Origin of the sequence: Pseudomonas syringae (genome assembly GCF_023278085.1) — a bacterium.
GTDB classification, from domain to species: domain Bacteria; phylum Pseudomonadota; class Gammaproteobacteria; order Pseudomonadales; family Pseudomonadaceae; genus Aquipseudomonas; species Aquipseudomonas syringae_Q.
In genome coordinates, this window is sequence record NZ_CP066265.1 from 356,007 (window position 1) to 375,603 (window position 19,597).

Here is a 19,597-nt window from a genome sequence, read left to right on the forward strand (position 1 = left end):
CAGTCAAGATCGGACGCAGAGCGTCCAGAACTGCATGCCGACGCAGAGCGTCGGCACGATCGTTCATAGGGTGCGGAGCACTGGCACCAGAATCAACACGGCTGCGAAAGAGGCCTGAGCACCTCGGGCGTATAGCTGCCGTCTCTCAATGAGCGGGCCAGATGTTCGGCATAGAGTCGCGCGGTCGAGGCCAGTTCTTCGGGGATGCTGATAGCGGCGTCCATATCGGCCTGGACCTGTTCCTGGGATGCGGTCAGGCGGTTGCTGCCGGGTTCGCAGCCGCACTCTACTTCATGGCCCTGCGTGGCGACGGCCACCCGGTCATCGACATACGTCGGGTTGCCCTGGGCAATGAAGCCGATACTCGTGCACGCCGGACACCACACCGGATCGCCCATGCGCGCCACGCGGCGCAGGTCGATGATTTCGTTTGCCGATGCGGTCAGCACAAACCCGCCGGAGGTGGTTGGATCGCCTTCCCTGACAATGAATGACATGGCCGTAGTTCCTCTCGGTTCTAGAAAGCCTGAAGACTAGGTGCAAATTCGTCATCAGGGATCGATGAAAGCCACTTACAGACAGGTCCTACGCAAACATCGGCAGGGCGTTTCGCAAGTGTTTCGCAAGCCCGCCACCGTCACCCGAAAATGATTATTTCGCTCATCGTTACTCCAGCCGTAACGATCCGACTCGCTGCTTGATTGATGCCCGACACCTGTCGCCCCTAAGGTGCTTCACGACAGCAGAATCGTGGAGCGATCATGACAACAACAACTTCCCCTGACGCGCGCTGGACACGTCGTCGTACCGAGAAGCAGCGGCGTCTGGAGCAGGTGCGGTCATTGGCCGACGGTGTGGTGTTGCCGACCGACAACATCGTCGCGGCGCTGGAGGCCTTGCTGGTTTCCGGGGATCGGGTGGTGCTTGAGGGCAATAACCAGAAGCAGGCGGACTTTCTTTCCCGTGCGTTGGCCAGGGTTGATCCGGGCAAGGTGCATGATCTGCACATGATCATGCCCAGCGTCGGCCGCGCCGAGCATCTGGATCTGTTCGAGCAAGGCATTGCACGCAAGCTGGACTTCTCGTTTGCCGGCACGCAAAGCCTGCGCATCAGCCAGTTGCTGGAAGACGGCCTGCTGGAAATCGGCGCGATTCACACTTACATCGAACTGTATTCGCGGCTGGTGGTGGACCTGATCCCCAACGTGGTGCTGGCCGCAGGCTTCATGGCCGACCGGGCCGGGAACATCTACACCGGGCCCAGCACCGAAGACACTCCCGCACTGATCGAACCTGCCGCGTTCAGCGATGGCATCGTCATCGTTCAGGTCAATCAACTGGTGGATGACGTCAGCGAGCTGCCTCGGGTCGATATTCCCGCCTCGTGGGTCGACTTCGTGGTAGTCGCCGACAAGCCGTTCTACATCGAACCCCTGTTCACCCGCGACCCGCGCCACATCAAGCCGGTGCATGTGCTGATGGCGATGATGGCGATTCGCGGGATCTACGAAAAACACAATGTGCAGTCGCTGAACCATGGCATCGGTTTCAACACCGCCGCCATCGAACTGATCCTGCCGACCTACGGCGAGTCGCTGGGGCTGAAAGGCAAGATCTGCCGCAACTGGACGCTCAATCCGCACCCGACCCTGATCCCGGCGATTGAAAGTGGCTGGGTCGAGAGCGTGCATTGTTTCGGCACCGAGCTGGGCATGGAAAACTACATCGCTGCCCGCCCGGACGTGTTCTTCACCGGGCGCGACGGCTCGCTGCGTTCCAACCGGCAACTGTGCCAGCTGGCTGGCCAGTACGCAGTGGACCTGTTCATCGGCGCGACGCTGCAAGTCGACGGCGACGGGCATTCCTCCACCGTCACCCGAGGGCGTCTGGCAGGCTTCGGCGGCGCGCCGAACATGGGCCATGACCCGCGCGGTCGGCGTCACGCCACTCCGGCCTGGCTGGACATGCGTCAGCAGCAGGATGACGGCCCGGCTGCTTATCTGGAACGCGGCAAAAAGCTCGTGGTGCAGATGGTCGAGACCTTTCAGGAAGGCGGCAAACCCACCTTCGTCGAAACGCTGGACGCGGTCGAGGTGGCGAAGAAAAGCGGCATGCCGCTGGCGCCGATCATGATTTACGGCGACGACGTCACCCATTTGTTGACCGAAGAAGGCATCGCCTACCTCTACAAGGCGCGCAGTCTGGAGGAGCGTCAGGCGATGATTGCCGCCGTGGCGGGCGTGACCGTGATCGGTTTGCGCCACAACCCGAAAGACACGGCCCGCATGCGTCGCGAAGGCTTGATCGCGCTGCCGGAAGACCTAGGCATCCGCCGCACCGACGCCAGCCGCGAGCTGCTGGCCGCCAAGAGTATCGCCGAACTGGTCGAGTGGTCCGGTGGCCTTTATAACCCGCCTGCCAAATTCAGGAGCTGGTGATGAGCGCACTGCAACGGACACCGCAATCGGCCTCGCTGGCCGAGCAATTGGCCGATCTGGCCGTCGATGCATTGATCGACGAAGCCGACCTGTCACCCAAACCTGCGCTGGTGGACCGGCGTGGCAGCGGTGCGCACACCGATCTGCACCTGGGCCTGATGCATTCCTCGGCGCTGTCGCTCTGGCCGACGTTCAAACTGATGGCCGATGCCGCTGTGGAGTTCAAGGACGTGGGCCAGCCGTTGCGTGAGGCACTGGGACGTCTGGGCCGCGAAGGCGAAGTGGCCATGCTGCGAACCACTGGCGACGTAAATACTCATCGTGGCGCGATCTGGGCATTGGGCCTGCTGGTGACGTCGGTGGCGCTGGACCCGCAAGACTGCGCAGCGCAAGCGGTCTGCCAGCGAGCAGCCCGTCTGGCGCTGATTCAGGATCGGCAGGTCATCACGCAACACAGTCACGGCAGTGAAGTGGTTCGCCGCTACGGTGTCATGGGTGCCAGAGAGCAGGCGCAGCAGGGCTTTCCTGCTGTCACTCAGTTTGCGCTGCCGCAATTGCAGCGCAGTCGTGTGACGGGGTGTGGCGAACAGAACGCCCGGCTTGATGCACTGCTGGCAATCATGACCTGCCTGACCGACACCTGTGTGTTGCATCGTTCTGGCCTCGAAGGGCTGAACGCCATGCAGCAGGGCGCGCAACGCGTGCTGGACGCGGGAGGCAGTGCCAGCCTGGCCGGTCGGCGTGCCCTGAATGAACTGGATCAGCAACTGCTGGCCCTCAATGCCTCGCCCGGCGGCGCGGCTGACCTGCTCGCCGCCTGCCTGTTTATCGATAGCCTGGAGCCTGCGCTCGGCCCTGTTTCAAGGAGTGCCTGAAATGGAAACCCTGTCTTTTGAATTCCCCGCCGGACAGCCGCCGAAAGGCCGGGCGTTGGTGGGTGTGGTCGGCTCTGGCGATCTGGAAGTGCTGCTGGAACCGGGTCAGCCGGGAACGCTGTCGATTCAGGTGGTGACCTCGGTCAACGGTGCTTCGCTGCGCTGGAAGCACCTGTTCGAGCGCATGTTCGACGGTCAGACGCCGCCCGCGCTGAGCATCGACATTCATGACTTCGGTGCGACGCCCGGCGTGGTGCGCCTGCGTCTGGAGCAGGGCTTCGAGGAGATCGGCCATGACTGATAACGCACGCTTGCTGAGCCAGCACAGCTTCATCGAACTCGGTGCCCGCCAGCGTGCCCGCGCCTTGCTGGATGCAGGCAGTTTTCGTGAATTGCTCGGCCCCTTTGACCGTGTCATGTCGCCCTGGCTGGCCATGCAGGGCGTAGTGCCCCAGGCCGATGATGGCGTGGTGGTCGTCAAAGGCACGGTCGATGGGCGGCCGGTGGTGATCGCCGCCATCGAAGGCTCGTTTCAGGGCGGCAGCATGGGCGAAGTCGGCGGCGCGAAAATGGCCGGCGCGCTGGAGCTGGCGGCCGAAGACAACCGCAACGGCATTCCTACTGCCGCCATCGTGTTGCTGGAAACCGGTGGCGTGCGTTTGCAGGAAGCCAATCTCGGCCTGGCGGCGATTGCCGAGATTCATGCCGCGATGGTCGATCTGCGCCAGTACCAGCCGGTGATTGGCGTGGTGGCAGGCAGCGTCGGCTGTTTTGGCGGGATGTCGATTGCTGCGGGGTTGTGCAGCTATTTGCTGGTCACCCAGGAAGCCCGGCTCGGCCTGAACGGTCCGCAGGTGATCGAGCAGGAAGCCGGCATTGAAGAGTACGACTCGCGCGACCGACCGTTTATCTGGAGCCTGACCGGCGGCGAACAGCGTTTCGCCAGCGGTCTGGTGGACGGCTTTGCTGCAGACGATGTGGCCGATATCCGCCAGCAGGTCAGTGCCTGGCTCAAGCAGGGGGTGCCCGAAACGCATCGCAGCAGTCAGTACCAACTGTTCCTGCAACGCCTGGCCAGCCTCGACACTGAGCCGCAAATCGATCCGCAGGGTGTGCGCACCCTCTATCAAGGAGCCCGGTCATGAGTCATTCACCGCGGGGTTTGAACTGGTTCAACGCCTTGAGCGCAGGCGGCCACGAAGTCACAGGTCTGCCTGCCTCGCTCAAGGTGGCCGACGGTTTTCTCGGCGAGCAGGCGGTGCGGTTTGTTGCAGTGATTGCCGATACCGACAACCGCTTTCCTCGGGCGCGTCAGGGCGAAGTCGGCTTGCTGGAAGGCTGGGGCCTGGCCAAGGCGGTGGACGATGCGATCGAGCAGGATCGCGACCGCGCCGAAAAGCGCGCACTGATTGCCATCGTCGATGTACCGAGCCAGGCCTATGGCCGTCGCGAAGAAGCGCTCGGCATTCACCAGGCACTGGCCGGTGCTGTGGACAGCTATGCACGGGCCCGTCTGGCGGGGCATCCGGTGATCGGCCTTTTGGTGGGCAAAGCGATGTCCGGCGCCTTCCTGGCCCACGGTTATCAAGCCAATCGATTGATCGCGCTGCGTGATCCTGGCGTTATGGTGCACGCGATGGGCAAGGCTTCGGCCGCCCGCGTGACCCTGCGCAGTGTCGAAGAGCTGGAAAAGCTTGCCGCCAGCATTCCGCCGATGGCTTACGACATCGACAGCTACGCCAGCCTCGGTCTGCTCTGGGAGACCCTCTCGGTCAGTCAGATCGAGCAGCCTGCGGCGGATGACCTGACTCAGGTGCGCAGCGTGCTGCGCAGCGCGATCAAGGACGTGCAGGCCAGTGGCGTCGACCTGAGCAGTCGCCTGGGCGCGAGCAACCGTGCGGCCTCGGCGAAAGTGCGTCAGCTCATGCGGGCGCAGTGGTGATCGATAACGCTCTCGCGGTGCTGCCTCATGATCTGTTGTGGGGCATGCCGCTGTCTGCCTTGCCGGATGATGCGCCCAAGTGGGCGGTCGAAGCGGTACTCGCCGGGCAGCCGGTCGTCGTGCGGCGTCAAGTGATGCCAGACGGTCAGGTGGCGGTAGGCTTGCGTGGCCGGGGGCGCGAGCAGCGCTACGGTGCGGGTATGTTGCTGGCGGATGTGTATCGCCGGGTCACCCCCGAACAATTGCTTGATTGCCCTCCCGACCACCGGCGCGACTGGCCGGCGTTGCGCGCCTTGCGCCAGATCCGTCCGGTGATGGAGGCGCTGGAACTGGTCTGGGGTGTCGGCGGCAGTGCCGGTTTTGAACTGGCCAGCGGTTTCCCGGCACTGCATCAGGACAGCGATCTGGACCTGATTCTACGCACGCCCGAACCGTTCAGTCGGCGCTGCGCGGCCGAACTGGTCGAAGCGCTGGAAACATCGGTCTGCCGGGTGGATGTCCAGCTACAGCTTGATCAGGGCGCGGTCGCGCTGCGCGAATGGGCGCGGCCAACTGGCCGGGTGCTGCTCAAGACCGCCAGCGGTGCGCGACTGGTGACCGACCCGTGGCATCTGGTCGAGGCGTGCGCATGAGCAGCCTGTGGGCGTTTCCCGGTCAGGGCGCGCAGCAGGCAGGCATGCTGCATCAGTTGCCCGACGACCCCGTGGTTCGCGATTGCCTGCAAGAAGCCGCCGATGCGCTGGGTGAGGAAGTATCGGGGCTAGACACTGCGCCGGCGCTGCAATCGACCCGTGCTGTTCAGCTGTGCCTGCTGATCGCCGGTGTCGCCTGCGCCCGCGTGTTGCAGGCGCGTGGCTGTGTGCCGGATTATGTCGCAGGGCTGTCCATCGGTGCGTATCCGGCAGCCGTCATTGGTGGCGCGCTGGCCTTCGACGATGCTGTGCGGCTGGTCGCGCTGCGCGGCGAACTGATGCAGAGCGCTTATCCCGAGGGCTACGGCATGACCGCTGTCATCGGCCTGGACCAGGCTCAGGTCGAGGTGATGATCGAGCAAACACACAGCCCGAGAACTCCGGTGTTTCTCGCCAATATCAACGCCGACCATCAGATGGTCATCGCAGGCAGCGCCGAGGCGATGCAGCAGGTCGGTCAACTGGCCAAGGCTGCCGGGGCCGCAGCAGTAAAGCGGCTGGCGGTCAGCGTGCCGTCGCATTGCTCTTTGCTGGAAGCGCCCGCGCAGCAACTGGCCGAGGCTTTTGCATGCATCCCATTGAAAACACCGACGGTGCGCTACCTCAGCGGCAGCACGGCACGTCCGGTGCTGAGTACCGAAAAGCTGCGTGACGATCTGGCTTTCAATATGTGCCGGGTTATCGACTGGCGCAGCACCGTGGAAACCGCCTACGAGCGTGGCGTGCGCCTGCACATCGAACTGCCGCCCGGGTCGGTACTGACCGGGCTGGCGCGCAAGGTTTTTCAGCAAGGCACCGCACTGGCGTTTCAGGCGGCGCGTCTGGACAGTCTGGTCGCGCTGTCGCGAGAGGAGGGCTGCCGCACCCGATAGAGCCGCCGTGCAGATGCTACGAAGGACAAAAACAACAACTTCAGCAATGCGAACAGAGGAATAACAACCATGATTATCTACGGTGTTGCACTACTGGCTATCTGCACGCTTGCGGGCGTGATTCTCGGTGACATGCTCGGCGTACTGCTGGGCGTCAAATCCAACGTAGGCGGGGTCGGGATCGCCATGATCTTGCTGATCTGCGCGCGTCTGTGGATGGAAAAAAACGGCGGCATGAGCAAGGGCTGTGAAATGGGCGTCGGCTTCTGGGGTGCTCTATACATCCCGGTGGTGGTCGCGATGGCCGCGCAACAAAACGTCGTGACCGCGCTGAAAGGCGGGCCGGTGGCGGTATTGGCCGCGGTGGGTTCAGTGGTGCTGTGTGCCTGCACCATCGCGTTGATCAGCCGCACCAACCGGGGCGAGCCGTTGCCCGAGGAAGAGCCGCTGCTGACGCCTGACATCACCCCGGCTGGAGGTCGCTGATATGTGGGATCTCATCGAGAAAGGACTTGAACACAACGGCCTGATTACCGCATTCGCTTTCGTCGGCATCATCATGTGGGTCTCGGTGGTGCTTTCAAAGCGCCTGACCTTCGGCAGGGTGCACGGCTCGGCGATTGCCATCGTCATCGGCCTGATTCTGGCCTGGGTCGGCGGCACCTTGACCGGTGGCCAGAAAGGTCTGGCCGACATCACGCTGTTCTCCGGGATCGGTCTGATGGGCGGGGCGATGCTGCGTGACTTCGCCATCGTGGCAACGGCCTTCGAAGTACAGGCCACCGAAGCACGCAAGGCCGGGATGATCGGAGTGATTGCCTTGCTGCTGGGCACGATTCTGCCGTTTATCGTCGGCGCGAGCATTGCCTGGATGTTCGGCTATCGCGATGCCATCAGCATGACCACCATTGGCGCGGGCGCGGTGACCTATATCGTGGGTCCTGTAACAGGTGCTGCCTTGGGTGCAAGCTCTGACGTCATGGCGCTGTCGATTGCCACCGGCCTGATCAAGGCGATTCTGGTGATGGTCGGCACACCCATGGCGGCGCGCTGGATGGGGCTGGATAATCCGCGCTCGGCGATGGTCTTCGGTGGTCTGGCCGGTACGGTCAGCGGTGTCACTGCAGGCCTGGCGGCGACGGATAGGCGTCTGGTGCCTTATGGCGCCCTGACCGCTACGTTCCATACCGGGCTCGGCTGTTTGCTCGGGCCTTCAGTGCTGTACTTCATCGTGCGCGCTATCGTCGGCTAACGGGCTGATCAGGTCGCCTGCTCCAGCAGGCGATTGGCGTACATCCGGCATTCGGCCAGCAGCGCCAGCAGGTTGGGATCGCGCTCCTTGGATTTGAGAAAGACCATGCCGATGTGTTGCTGCATCCGGTAGCGGCTCTGCAGCGGGATCAGCCGCACGCGGTTTTCATAGACCGCAGCGATTCTGCCCGGCAGCAACGCATAGCCGACGCCGGAACTGACCATGCTCAGCAGGGTGAAGATGTCATTCACCTGCATCGCCACCTTGGGCTCGAACCCGGCCTGACGAAAAACCCGGATACCGTCACGGTGAGTCGCGAAGCCCTGGGTCAGCGTGATGAACGTTGCTTCGCGCAGGTCGCTCAGGTCGACTTCGTTACGCTTGGCGAACGGCGAGTCAGTGGGGACGGCCAGAAAGATGTCATCGGAAAACAGCGCCAACTGCTCGCAGTCCTGGTCATTGGTGCTCTCGTCCAGCGCCACCAGCATGGCATCGACTTCCATGTTCTTGAGCTTGTAGAGCAGGTCAATGTTCGAACCCAGAATCAGGTCGATATTCAGTTCGCTGCGGCGGATCTTCAGGCCCATGATCAGCTGCGGCACGGTCTTGACCGTTAGCGAGTACAGCGCCCCAAGCCGAAAACGCGCCGCCGAGAACCCCGCCGCCTGACGGGTCAGTTCTACGGTGGCAAGCACATCCTGCACCAGTTTCTGCGCGCGTTCTTCGAGCACATAAGCGCTTTCCAGCGGCGTCAGATTACGGCCCTCGTGCTTGAACAGCGGGCAGCGCAGGGCGCTTTCCAGCGAATGAATGGCGCGGTGGACGCTGACGTTACTGGTCTGCAACTCCTCCGCTGCACGGGCGAGATTGCCGGTGCGCATGAACGCCAGGAATATTTCCAGTTTCTTCAGCGTGAGTTCGTCATCGATCTGCATGGTGTGGCGCGTGTTGTTGGTGTGCGCTGATTGTGCCCTGTAATGACAGATACGTTGCTCTTTGTTTCAATAACCGGGAGCCTTTGTCATCAGTGTTTTCTCTAGGTGAGGGCAATAAGCGGATGTATTACGGAGAAAAATTCAACGCGTGGTCACACTTGATCGGTGCCGTTCTGGCGACGGTTGGCGCGGTCTGGCTGCTGGTGCTGGCCAGCCTGCAGGGTGATGTCTGGAAGGTAGTCAGCATCGCGATCTACGGCGCGTGCCTGATCACACTGTACAGCGTGTCGACCATTTACCACAGCGTTCAGGGGCGTACGAAGTCGATCATGCAGAAGGTTGATCATTTTTCGATCTACCTGATGATTGCAGGCAGTTACACACCGTTCTGTCTGGTGACCTTGCGCGGCGCGTGGGGCTGGACGCTGTTCGGCATTGTCTGGGGACTGGCGCTGATCGGCATCCTGCAAGAGATAAAGCCGCGTTCCGAAGCGCGAATCCTGTCCATCGTGATTTATGCGGTGATGGGCTGGATCGTTTTGGTGGCCGTCAAACCGCTGATCGCCGCGCTCGGCACCGCTGGTTTCATCTGGCTGGCGGGCGGCGGCGTGCTGTACACCGTCGGCATTCTGTTCTTCGCCTACGATCACAAGCGCCACTTTCATGGCATCTGGCACCTGTTCGTGATCGGCGGCAGTCTGATGCACTTCGTGGCGATCTGTTTTTATGTGCTTTGAGGAGGGGCGATGGGGACCTGACTCTCGTTACCACGCTCCAGCGCGGTAATGCCTTTCTCGACGCTCCGCGTCCGCTCTTGAGCCTTCAGTGCTGCGCAGACAGGTGACGTGGAGCGTCACGAAATGCATGCCAACGCGGAGCATTGGCACGATAAGCAGGTAGATCTGTGTATAACCGTGAGCGCTGGAGCGTGGTGACGATCATCAGCAGTCAGAAATCGCCCCACAACTGCTGCGCGACGCTCAGTGCAACCACCGGGGCAGTTTCGGTGCGCAGGACGCGGGGGCCGAGGCGGGCGGCGTGGAAGCCGGCGTCTTGTGCCTGATCGACTTCTGCATCGTTCAAGCCGCCTTCCGGCCCGATCAGGAAGGCCAGGCTTTCGGGTTTTGCATGGCTGATCAGCGGTTCGGCCACCGGGTGCAGGACCAGTTTCAGGTCAGCTTCGGTGAGCTTGATCCAGTCCGCCAGCGGCATAGGCGGGTGAATCACCGGCACCACCGAGCGACCGCACTGCTCGCAGGCGCTGATCGCGATCTGCTGCCAGTGCGCCTGACGTTTCTCGGCGCGCTCGTCCTTGAGGCGCACTTCACAGCGTTCGCTGACAATCGGCGTAATTTCGCTGACGCCCAGTTCAGTGGCTTTCTGAATCGCCCAGTCCATCCGCTCGCCACGCGACAGGCCCTGACCCAGATGAATGCGCAAGCCTGACTCAACCTGCCCGGCGAAGCTCTCGGACAGTTGCACGCGCACACGTTTCTTGCCGACTTCCAGCAACGTGCCGCGAAACTCATTGCCCGAGCCATCGAACAGTTGCAGGGCATCGCCCTCGGTCATGCGCAACACGCGGCTGATGTAATGCGCCTGGGCTTCAGGCAGCTCGTGCTCGCCCAGGCTCAGCGGCGTTTCAGTAAAAAAGCGGGACAGTCTCATGGTGTGTCTCGGTTCTGATGTTCATTCTGTGATGACGCTTGCGCGGACAAGCGAAGCGTCGCCCGGTTCGCTCGCACATGTGCAGCATCTTTGCGGACAACGCCGTCCTGATGTAGGAGCGGACTTGTCCGCGAAGGTGTCAGTCGCGAAGCCGCAAATTCCAGCCCTTAACCCGGATCCCTGAAGTCCGGATGAAAGTTCTCGCGCACGGCAACACTGATGTTGCTGCGTGTCGCGATATCAATACCTTCGGTGGCCACTTCAGCCAGAAAGTCGATCTGCTCCGGCGTAATCACGTACGGCGGCAGGAAATACACCACGCTGCCCAGCGGCCGCAGCAGCGCGCCACGCTCCAGCGCATGCTGAAAGACCTTCATGCCGCGCCGCTCCTGCCACGGGTAAGCGGTCTTGCTGGCCTTGTCCTGAACCATTTCGATAGCGATGGCCATGCCGGTCTGGCGTACTTCGGCAACGTGCGGATGGTCCACCAGGTGCGCGGTGGCAGTCGCCATTCGTTGCGCCAGCGCCTTGTTGTTTTCGATGACGTTGTCCTGCTCGAAGATATCCAGCGTCGCCAGCGCCGCAGCGCAGGCCAGCGGGTTGCCGGTGTAACTGTGCGAGTGCAGGAAGGCGCGCAGGGTCGGGTAGTCGTCGTAGAACGCGTCGTACACGTCGTCCGTGGTCAGGCAGGCCGCCAGCGGCAAGTATCCGCCAGTCAGCGCCTTGGACAGGCACAGGAAATCCGGGCGGATACCCGCCTGTTCGCAGGCAAACATGGTGCCGGTACGGCCAAAGCCGACGGCGATTTCATCGTGAATCAGGTGCACGCCATAGCGGTCGCAGGCTTCGCGCAGCAGCTTGAGGTAGATCGGGTGATACATGCGCATGCCGCCCGCGCCCTGAATCAGCGGCTCTACGATCACTGCTGCGACAGTGGCATGATGCTCGGCGAGGGTTTGCTCCATGGCGGCAAACATGTTGCGCGAATGCTCTTCCCAGCTCATGCCGTCCGGGCGGTGATAGCAGTCGGGGCTTGGCACCTTGATGGTGTCAAGCAGCAGCGCCTTGTAGGTTTCCGTGAACAGCGGCACGTCACCGACCGACATCGCGGCCATGGTTTCGCCGTGGTAGCTGTTGGTCAGGGTGACGAAGCGTTTCTTGTCCGGCTGGCCGCGGTTGAGCCAGTAATGAAAGCTCATCTTCAGCGCCACTTCGATGCACGATGAGCCGTTGTCGGCGTAGAAGCAGCGCGTCAGGCCTTCGGGTGTGAGCTTGACCAGTCGCTCGGACAGCTCGATCACCGGCTGATGGCTGAAGCCGGCGAGAATCACGTGTTCCAGCTGGTCGACCTGATCCTTGATGCGCTGGTTGATGCGCGGGTTGGCATGCCCGAAAACGTTGACCCACCAGGAACTGACAGCGTCCAGATAACGCTTGCCTTCGAAGTCTTCGAGCCATACGCCTTCGCCACGTCTGATTGGTATCAGCGGCAGATTTTCGTGGTCTTTCATCTGCGTGCAGGGGTGCCACAGGACCTTGAGGTCACGTTGCATCCACTGGTCATTGAGGCCCATTTTCAATCTCCGGGTAGCGACTCGCCTGATGCGAGGACGAACAATCGCGCAAGCCTATGCAATGCCCGGCCATGGAACAACCTCTGATGCATTTTTAACGGTCGATGGACATTGCTGGCGGCTATTTGATGGCTCGCGTATCCTGCGCAGCGAGTCGATTTTTCGGGCTGACTTGCCCAATCTTTCCTACTTTTTTCGGAGTTCGCCGAATGCTTTCTGGGTGGCTGCGCGCGTGTGCGCTGATAGTTGCAGGGCTGGTCAGCGTTTCGACGCTCGCCGATGAAAAACAACGCACCGCGATTGTCGTCGGCGGTGGTCTGGCGGGTTTGACCGCTGCTTATGAACTGCAGGCCAAGGGCTGGCAGGTAACGCTGCTGGAAGCCAAGCCGGCGCTGGGTGGTCGCTCCGGTCTGGCAACCAGCGAATGGATCGGCAACACCAAGGCCCAGCCGGTGTTGAACCGCTACCTGGACACCTTCAAGCTGACAACCGTGCCCGCGCCGGAATTCGTGCGTACGCCCGGCTACCTGATCGACGGCGTGTACTTCACCCAGGCCGACCTGGCTGTCAAACAGCCTGCGACCGCCGAAGCGATAAAGCGTTACAACGACACGCTGGACAACCTGGCGCGCTCGGTGGATGACCCGGAAAACCCGGCGTCCAACAGCACGCTGTTCGCGCTGGACCAGATCAACGTCGCCAACTGGCTCGACCGCCTGACCCTGCCCGCCACGGCCCGTCAGCTGATCAACCAGCAGATTCGTACCCGCTACGACGAGCCTTCGCGCTTGTCGCTGCTGTATCTGGCACAGCAATCGCGGGTGTACCGTTCGGTTGATGAGCGCGATTTGCGCGCCTCACGCCTGCCCGGTGGCAGCGCGGTATTGACTCAGGCGTTCGTCAAGCAACTCAAGACCGTCAAGACCAGCGCGCCGGTGTCGGCAGTGGTGCAGGAAAAAGACAAAGTTACCGTCAAGGCTGGCGCCACCAGCTACACCGCCGATTACGTGGTGATGGCTGTGCCGTTGCGTTCGCTGAGCAAGATTCAGATGACACCTGCGCTGGATGCCCAGCACATGGGTGCGATCAAGAGTATCAATTACGGCTGGCGCGACCAGATCATGCTCAAGTTCAAGACCCCGGTCTGGGACAGCAAGGCGCGTATGTCGGGTGAAGTGTTCAGCAACACCGGTCTGGGCATGCTCTGGATCGAGCCTGCACTCAAGGGCGGCGCCAATGTGGTGATCAACCTGTCTGGCGACAATGCCCGCATCATGCAGGCGTTCGGCGACAAGCAGATGGTCGATCAGGTGCTGATCCGTCTGAACGCGTTCTACCCTGAAGCGCGTGGCGCCTTCTCCGGCTATGAAATCCGTCGTTACAGCGTCGATCCTTCTACCGCCGGCTCGTATCTGGCGTATGGCCCTGGCCAGATCAGCAAGTACTGGCGCTTGTGGGAAAGGCCGATTCTGCGTGTGGCCTTTGCCGGTGAGCATACCGACACCTTGTACCCCGGCACGCTGGAAGGCGCATTGCGCAGCGGCCAGCGGGCTGCCAGCCAGGTGCAGGATCTGGCGGCTGGCAAGTCGTTCGAACCGGTCAAGGTTGCTCCACCGAAAGCGCCTGCACCGGCTTCGCAGCAGTCCGAAGGCAACTTCTTCAGCAATCTGTTTGGGGGTGGTTCTTCTGACAAACCGGCTGAACCTGCCAAACCGCAGGCTGACAAGCCGGGCTTCTTCTCGCGCCTGTTTGGCGGTTCAGAAGCGCCAGCACCAGCACCAGCGCCTGCCCCGGTAGAAAAAGCGCCGGAGCCCGCTCCAGCGCCTGCACCTGCCGCAGCACCTGCACCCGTGGTTGCGCCGGTGGTTCAGCCGGTCAAACCTCCGGTAAAAGCAGAGCCGGTGAAAAAACCGCAGTCCAAGGAAGACGCAAAGAAAGCAGCAGCGAAAAAAGAAGCGGCTAAAAAAGAGGCAGCAAAAAAGGAAGCAGCGAAAAAGGTGGCGAGCAAGCCTGCCCCTGCCAAGACGCCTGCTGAAACAGCGCCCGCCGACGTCAACAACTGACGGGGCACTGGGCTGACCCAAAAGGAGCGCGGTTTATGCCGCGCTCCTTTTTTTATGCGCGCCGGATTCGTTCTATACACAGGAGCCGGGTTTACGCAGGGTGATTGTGCCGTTCATCGGCATCGAACGGCCGATGGTCCTTACAAAGTGTTACTGATCGCGAATTATCGAGATGCTATGGCGGCAAGGGCAGTCTGCACGGCTGAAAGGCGGTTCGGACACTGATAAAACCAGCCTCGCCGAAACGCAGAATGGCGCCACGATCGATCGTATTGTTCGATAGGTCAGAGCAAAATTTTGCGCTTTCATTCGATAGATAAAGCGCTAGTCTGGTAACACTTCTGACAAGGTACTGGTAATGCAGCTACGTAACTCATCCTCTCGCTACGGTCTGGTCAGCATGGTGCTGCACTGGGGTGTGGCCGCTGTTGTGTTTGGCATGTTCGCCTTGGGGCTGTGGATGGTGGGGCTGGATTACTACGACACCTGGCGCAAGGCTGGTCCTGATCTGCACAAGAGCATCGGCATTACTCTGTTTGCGATCATGCTGATCCGCGTGGTCTGGCGTTTGCTCAGCCCGCCACCGCCGCCGTTAAGCAGCTACAGTAAGTTGACGCGTATCGGCGCAACGTTCGGTCATCTGTTTTTGTACGTTGCGCTGTTTGCCGTGATGTTTGCCGGCTACCTCATATCCACTGCCGATGGTGTGGGTATTCCGATATTTGGCCTGTTCGAGGTGCCTGCGCTGGTTTCAGGTTTGCCTGATCAGGCAGAAACAGCCGGCTGGATTCATTTGTATCTGGCGTGGGTCATCGTGGTCTTCGCGGTGCTCCATGGCCTCGCTGCACTGAAACACCATTTCATCGATCACGATGTGACCCTCAAGCGAATGCTGGGTCGTAATTGATTGTTCAACCAAAACGGGAATAAAAGCATGTTGAAGAAGTCTCTCGCCGCTCTGGCTCTGGGTACCGCACTGTTGTCTGCCGGTCAGGCCATGGCTGCCGACTACGTAATCGACAAGGAAGGTCAACACGCATTCGTTGACTTCAAGATCAGCCACCTGGGCTACAGCTTTATTCACGGTACGTTCAAGGACTGGGACGGCACGTTCAGCTTTGACGCTGCCAAGCCAGAAGCCAGCAAGATCAACGTCGAGCTGAAAACCGCCAGCCTGTTCACTAACCATGCCGAGCGCGACAAACACATCTCCAGCAAGGATTTCCTGGACGTTGCCAAATACCCGGAAGCCAAGTTCGTTTCCACCGCTGTCAAATCGACCGGCGAGAAAACGGCTGACGTCACTGGCGACCTGACCCTGCACGGCGTCACCAAGCCAATCGTGATCAAGGCAACCTTCAACGGCGAAGGCAAGGATCCGTGGGGCGGCTACCGCGCCGGCTTCAACGGTACTTCGACGCTGAACCTGAATGACTTCGGCATCAAAGGCCCTGGCCCGACGTCGCAGACGCTGGACCTGGACATCAGCTTCGAAGGCGTACAGAAGAAGTAAGTGCACGCTTGATCGACAGAACGCCGACCTTTGGGTCGGCGTTTTTGTTAGGGCTGCCCAGGATCGGACGCGGAGCGTCCAGGGCTGCGCTACCACGCGGAGCGTGGGAGCGATGAACTCTCCGGGCAGAAACGTCTTGAGGTGACTATCGTGCCAATGCTCCGCGTTGGCATGCATTTCGTGACGCTCTGCGTCACAGATCTGCGCCACGCTGCCCGCTCAAGATCGGACGCGGAGCGTAGGAGCGATGAGCTCTCCGGGCATAAACGTCTTGAGGTGACTATCGTGCCAATGCTCCGCGTTGGCATGCATTTCGTGACGCTCTGCGTCACAGATCTGAGCCGCGCTGCACGCTCAAGATCGGACGCGGAGCGTGGGAGCGATGAACTCTCTGGGCAGAAACGTCTTGAGGTGACTATCGTGCCAATGCTCCGCGTTGGCATGCATTTCGTGACGCTCTGCGTCACAGATCTGCGCCGCGCTGCCCGTTCAAGATCGGACGCGGAGCGTGGGAGCAATTATTCCTCCAGACCCAAAAACAAAAACGCCCCGAACAGGTCGGGGCGTTTTGTGTGTTGCGTGGCTGTCAGCTGTCGCGGTTGCGGGTCAGCAGGGCCGGTTTTTCACCGCGTGGGCGTGCTGGCAACTGATCCAGTTGCTCGGCAGACGGGAAGCGGTCGATCTTTGATTCCTTGTGTACGATCTTCGGCTGAGGCTGGCCGTCACGCGGGGCGCGCACGGCTGGCTCCTGGCCTTCACGCGGCAAGGGTTGCTCTTCACGTGCCGGACGACGACCGCGTGGCTGACCATCGCGCGAGCGCGGTGCCGAAGTGCCCGAGCCGTTACGCTTTGGTGCGCCAGTACCGGAGCCGGTGCGTGGAGCGCCACCCGCAGGGCGACCCTGACCGGCTGGACGGCCAGCGCCGCCAGCGGCCGGTGCTGCTGCGCCAGGCGCGGCAGCCGGGCGACGACCACGGTTCTGGCCTTTGCCCTGATAAGGGCTGACGTAGTCAGCGCGATTGCCGAAGTTATCTACTTCGTCATCGCGAAACTCGTCAGGGGCTCGATCCGCTGCCGGACGCGGTGTGGCCGGTTGCGATGCACGCTGTTCACTGCGAGGCGTGCCCTCACGAGGTTTTTTTTCGCGTGGCTGCCTGGCAGGGCGTTCGCCAGTGGCGGCCGCAGCGGCAGGTTTTTCCTTGCCTTTATCCTTGCCCTTGTCGCGACGACCACCGTTGTTCTTGTCGCCATCGCCACGCGCAGGGCGCGCACCACGCGGGTTACGAACATCCGGACGCTCACGCACTTCCGGCTTCTCAGCCTCGACTGCGGTGATGTCGAAGCCCATCAGATCGCCATCCGGAATCTTCTGTTTGGTCATGCGCTCGATGCTTTTGAGCAGCTTCTCTTCGTCCGGCGCGACCAGCGAAATGGCTTCGCCGGAACGACCGGCACGGCCAGTACGACCGATACGGTGGACGTAATCTTCGTCGACGTTAGGCAGCTCGAAGTTGACCACGTGCGGCAACTGGTCGATGTCCAGCCCGCGAGCCGCGATATCGGTTGCAACCATGATGCGGACATCACCGGCCTTGAAATCAGCCAGTGCCTTGGTGCGCGCGTTCTGGCTCTTGTTGCCGTGGATCGCAACGGCCGCAAGACCGTGCTTGTCCAGGTACTCGGCCAGACGGTTGGCGCCATGCTTGGTGCGCGTGAAAATCAGCACCTGTTCCCAGGCACCGACCGTGATCAAATGCGCCAGCAGTGAGCGTTTGTGGTTGGCCGCAAGGCGGAAAACCCGTTGCTCGATACGCTCGACCGTGGTGTTCGGCGGCGTGACTTCGATGCGCTCCGGGTTATGCAGCAGCTTGCCAGCCAACGCGGTGATGTCGTTGGAGAAGGTTGCCGAGAACAGCAGGTTCTGGCGCTTGGCAGGCAAGCGGGCGAGGACCTTCTTGACGTCATGCACGAAGCCCATGTCGAGCATCCGGTCTGCTTCATCAAGCACCAGGATTTCGACGTGGGACAGGTCGACGCTGCCTTGACCGGCGAGGTCGAGCAGGCGGCCGGGGCAGGCCACCAGTACGTCTACACCACGGGCCATGGCCTGAACCTGCGGGTTCGTGCCAACGCCGCCGAAGATGCAGGCGCTGACGAACTTCAGGTCGCGGGCGTAGAGCTTGAAGCTCTCGTGCACCTGCGCGGCCAGTTCGCGAGTCGGGGTCAGGACCAGTACGCGCGGTTGGCGCGGGCCGTGACGCTGGGATTTGTCCGGAACACCATTGGGAAACAGCCGCTCCAGAATAGGGAGGGCGAAGCCGCCGGTTTTACCAGTACCTGTCTGTGCCGCAACCATAAGGTCGCGACCTTGCAACACGGCGGGAATGGCCCGCTGTTGCACTGGAGTAGGCTGGGTATAGCCCGCTGCCTCGATGGCGCGGACTAAAGCCTCGGAGAGACCGAGGGAAGCAAAGGACATGAGTAATCCTGTTCTGTTGGAGCTTAAGCTCAAGGGATGTCTTGCCTGGCGCGAATGGCGTGTAAAGACAACGCGATCCCGTCCGGTCCTGCAGGGTCTTCAGTGCATCTCGTGACGTCTGCGCTTGATGAAAAATGCGCTGAGGGCGTGAACGAGTGACGATTGCAAGACCGAGCGTCCGGGCGTAAGCCTGGCGGGAAGGCTGGAGTATAACAGAGCGAGCGCAATACGCTGCTTTCCTGCTGCCCAACGGTGTAGCGAGCCGCGATCTGCGGGAAATTACCCCCCGGATCGCGGTGTTAAAGCGGTATCAGCGTGGCAATTGCAGGTTGTTCCACACCGCCAGGCTCGGATCTGCCTGGTTCAGCGTGTAGAAGTGCAGGCCCGGCGCGCCGCCTTGCAGCAGGCGTTCGCACATCTGGGTGATCACTTCTTCGCCAAACGCCTGGATGCTCTGTACGTCATCGCCGTAGGCTTCCAGCTGCTTGCGGATCCAGCGCGGAATTTCCGCACCGCAGGCATCGGAGAAGCGCGCCAGCTTGCTGTAATTGGTGATCGGCATGATGCCCGGCACGATCGGGATGCTCACGCCCAGCTTCTCGACACGCTCGACAAAGTTGAAATAGCTGTCGGCGTTGAAGAAGTACTGGGTGATTGCACTGTCGGCACCGGCGTTGGCCTTGTTGACGAAGTGCTGGAGATCGTCCTCGAAATTGCGCGCCTGAGGGTGCATTTCCGGGTAAGCAGCAACTTCGATATGAAAGTGGCTACCGGTCTCTTCACGAATGAAGTTCACCAGGTCATTGGCGTGACGCAGCTCACCGCTGGCCATGCCCATGCCCGAAGGCAGGTCGCCGCGCAGGGCCACGATGCGCTTGATACCCGCATCCTTGTACTGGGCTAGCAGGTTGCGCAACTCTTCCTTGCTGTCGCCCACACACGACAAATGCGGCGCGGCAGGGACTTTCACTTCGTTCTCCAGCTCCAGTACGGTATTAAGCGTGCGGTCGCGGGTAGAACCACCGGCACCGTAGGTGCAGGAGAAAAAATCGGGGTTGTACGTAGCCAGCTGACGGGCAACGGTCAGCAGCTTTTCATGTCCAGCGTCGGTCTTGGTGGGGAAAAACTCGAAGCTGAAGCGGCGTTCTTGAGACATGGGGGAGGAGGCCTCCAGCTTTTAGCTGCAAACTACAAGCTGCAAGAGGGCTGTATGCCTGGCTCCGCAGTCTCATGCTTGCCGCTCACGGCTGTGTAATAACGATAAAGAAACGAGCGTCAAGCTCAAGCTGCAAAC

Annotated in this window: 19 protein-coding genes; 13 read left to right on the forward strand and 6 right to left on the reverse strand. The window is 61.3% G+C overall.

The genetic code is table 11. From position 1 onward, the window contains the following. Nucleotides 1-92 precede the first annotated feature (92 nt). Nucleotides 93-497, reverse strand: a complete 405-nt coding sequence (locus I9H07_RS01625) for a PAAR domain-containing protein (RefSeq protein WP_236425342.1) — start codon at nt 495-497, stop codon at nt 93-95. Nucleotides 498-761: 264 nt separating this feature from the next. On the opposite strand from I9H07_RS01625, the gene mdcA reads away from it, so the two are divergent. The 9 genes from mdcA (at nt 762) to madM (ending at nt 8,071) form a co-directional block, all read left to right on the forward strand. Continuing rightward, complete coding sequence (gene mdcA / locus I9H07_RS01630) at nt 762-2,438, forward strand: malonate decarboxylase subunit alpha (protein WP_024672439.1); 1,677 nt, start codon at nt 762-764, stop codon at nt 2,436-2,438. Continuing rightward, nucleotides 2,438-3,313, forward strand: a complete 876-nt coding sequence (locus I9H07_RS01635) for a triphosphoribosyl-dephospho-CoA synthase (protein WP_236425341.1) — start codon at nt 2,438-2,440, stop codon at nt 3,311-3,313. Before mdcA ends, I9H07_RS01635 begins: the two co-directional genes overlap by 1 nt. Before the next feature lies 1 nt (nt 3,314). Beyond that, entirely contained in the window at nt 3,315-3,614 is a 300-nt protein-coding gene (locus tag I9H07_RS01640; RefSeq protein WP_024672441.1) for a malonate decarboxylase subunit delta, read from the forward strand. Further along, entirely contained in the window at nt 3,607-4,458 is an 852-nt protein-coding gene (locus I9H07_RS01645) for a biotin-independent malonate decarboxylase subunit beta (RefSeq protein WP_024672442.1), read from the forward strand. The genes I9H07_RS01640 and I9H07_RS01645 overlap by 8 nt, the downstream gene beginning before the upstream one ends. Continuing rightward, nucleotides 4,455-5,255, forward strand: a complete 801-nt coding sequence (gene mdcE, locus I9H07_RS01650; protein ID WP_058825197.1) for a biotin-independent malonate decarboxylase subunit gamma — start codon at nt 4,455-4,457, stop codon at nt 5,253-5,255. Before I9H07_RS01645 ends, mdcE begins: the two co-directional genes overlap by 4 nt. Next, entirely contained in the window at nt 5,249-5,887 is a 639-nt protein-coding gene (locus tag I9H07_RS01655) for a malonate decarboxylase holo-ACP synthase (RefSeq protein ID WP_236425340.1), read from the forward strand. The genes mdcE and I9H07_RS01655 overlap by 7 nt, the downstream gene beginning before the upstream one ends. Then, nucleotides 5,884-6,819: a malonate decarboxylase subunit epsilon gene (gene mdcH, locus I9H07_RS01660; RefSeq protein WP_236425339.1), complete on the forward strand. Its 936-nt coding sequence runs from the start codon at nt 5,884-5,886 to the stop codon at nt 6,817-6,819. Before I9H07_RS01655 ends, mdcH begins: the two co-directional genes overlap by 4 nt. 69 nt (nt 6,820-6,888) lie before the next feature. Beyond that, nucleotides 6,889-7,305, forward strand: coding sequence for a malonate transporter subunit MadL (gene madL, locus I9H07_RS01665; protein ID WP_236425338.1), 417 nt, complete (start codon nt 6,889-6,891; stop codon nt 7,303-7,305). 1 nt (nt 7,306) lies between these two features. Further along, on the forward strand, nt 7,307-8,071 hold the full coding sequence (gene madM, locus I9H07_RS01670) for a malonate transporter subunit MadM (protein ID WP_024672447.1): 765 nt from the start codon (nt 7,307-7,309) through the stop codon (nt 8,069-8,071). Nucleotides 8,072-8,079: 8 nt separating this feature from the next. On the opposite strand, the gene I9H07_RS01675 is transcribed toward madM, so the two are convergent. Beyond that, the gene (locus tag I9H07_RS01675; RefSeq protein WP_024672448.1) at nt 8,080-9,006 is read right to left on the reverse strand and encodes a LysR family transcriptional regulator; all 927 of its coding nucleotides are present in this window, start codon (nt 9,004-9,006) and stop codon (nt 8,080-8,082) included. A gap of 122 nt (nt 9,007-9,128) precedes the next feature. Here I9H07_RS01675 and trhA point away from each other — a divergent pair, with 122 nt between their 5' ends. Continuing rightward, on the forward strand, nt 9,129-9,743 hold the full coding sequence (gene trhA / locus I9H07_RS01680) for a PAQR family membrane homeostasis protein TrhA (protein ID WP_236425337.1): 615 nt from the start codon (nt 9,129-9,131) through the stop codon (nt 9,741-9,743). A gap of 211 nt (nt 9,744-9,954) precedes the next feature. On the opposite strand, the gene I9H07_RS01685 is transcribed toward trhA, so the two are convergent. Next, complete coding sequence (locus I9H07_RS01685) at nt 9,955-10,674, reverse strand: 16S rRNA (uracil(1498)-N(3))-methyltransferase (RefSeq protein WP_236425336.1); 720 nt, start codon at nt 10,672-10,674, stop codon at nt 9,955-9,957. A 167-nt stretch (nt 10,675-10,841) separates the two neighbouring features. Next, nucleotides 10,842-12,248, reverse strand: coding sequence for an adenosylmethionine--8-amino-7-oxononanoate transaminase (locus tag I9H07_RS01690; RefSeq protein WP_058825193.1), 1,407 nt, complete (start codon nt 12,246-12,248; stop codon nt 10,842-10,844). A gap of 209 nt (nt 12,249-12,457) precedes the next feature. On the opposite strand from I9H07_RS01690, the gene I9H07_RS01695 reads away from it, so the two are divergent. From I9H07_RS01695 to I9H07_RS01705, 3 genes are all read left to right on the forward strand, one after another. Then, nucleotides 12,458-14,311 carry a flavin monoamine oxidase family protein gene (locus I9H07_RS01695; protein WP_236425335.1) on the forward strand — a complete coding sequence of 618 codons (1,854 nt, stop codon included), beginning with the start codon at nt 12,458-12,460 and terminating at the stop codon, nt 14,309-14,311. Nucleotides 14,312-14,669: 358 nt separating this feature from the next. Continuing rightward, entirely contained in the window at nt 14,670-15,218 is a 549-nt protein-coding gene (locus I9H07_RS01700) for a cytochrome b (RefSeq protein ID WP_024646489.1), read from the forward strand. A gap of 27 nt (nt 15,219-15,245) precedes the next feature. After that, entirely contained in the window at nt 15,246-15,824 is a 579-nt protein-coding gene (locus I9H07_RS01705) for a YceI family protein (RefSeq protein ID WP_002551707.1), read from the forward strand. Nucleotides 15,825-16,410: 586 nt separating this feature from the next. On the opposite strand, the gene I9H07_RS01710 is transcribed toward I9H07_RS01705, so the two are convergent. Together I9H07_RS01710 and metF are read right to left on the reverse strand one after the other, a co-directional pair. Further along, entirely contained in the window at nt 16,411-18,303 is a 1,893-nt protein-coding gene (locus I9H07_RS01710; protein WP_058391368.1) for a DEAD/DEAH box helicase, read from the reverse strand. Between the two features lie 310 nt (nt 18,304-18,613). After that, nucleotides 18,614-19,459, reverse strand: a complete 846-nt coding sequence (gene metF, locus I9H07_RS01715) for a methylenetetrahydrofolate reductase [NAD(P)H] (RefSeq protein WP_236425334.1) — start codon at nt 19,457-19,459, stop codon at nt 18,614-18,616. Nucleotides 19,460-19,597 lie beyond the last annotated feature (138 nt).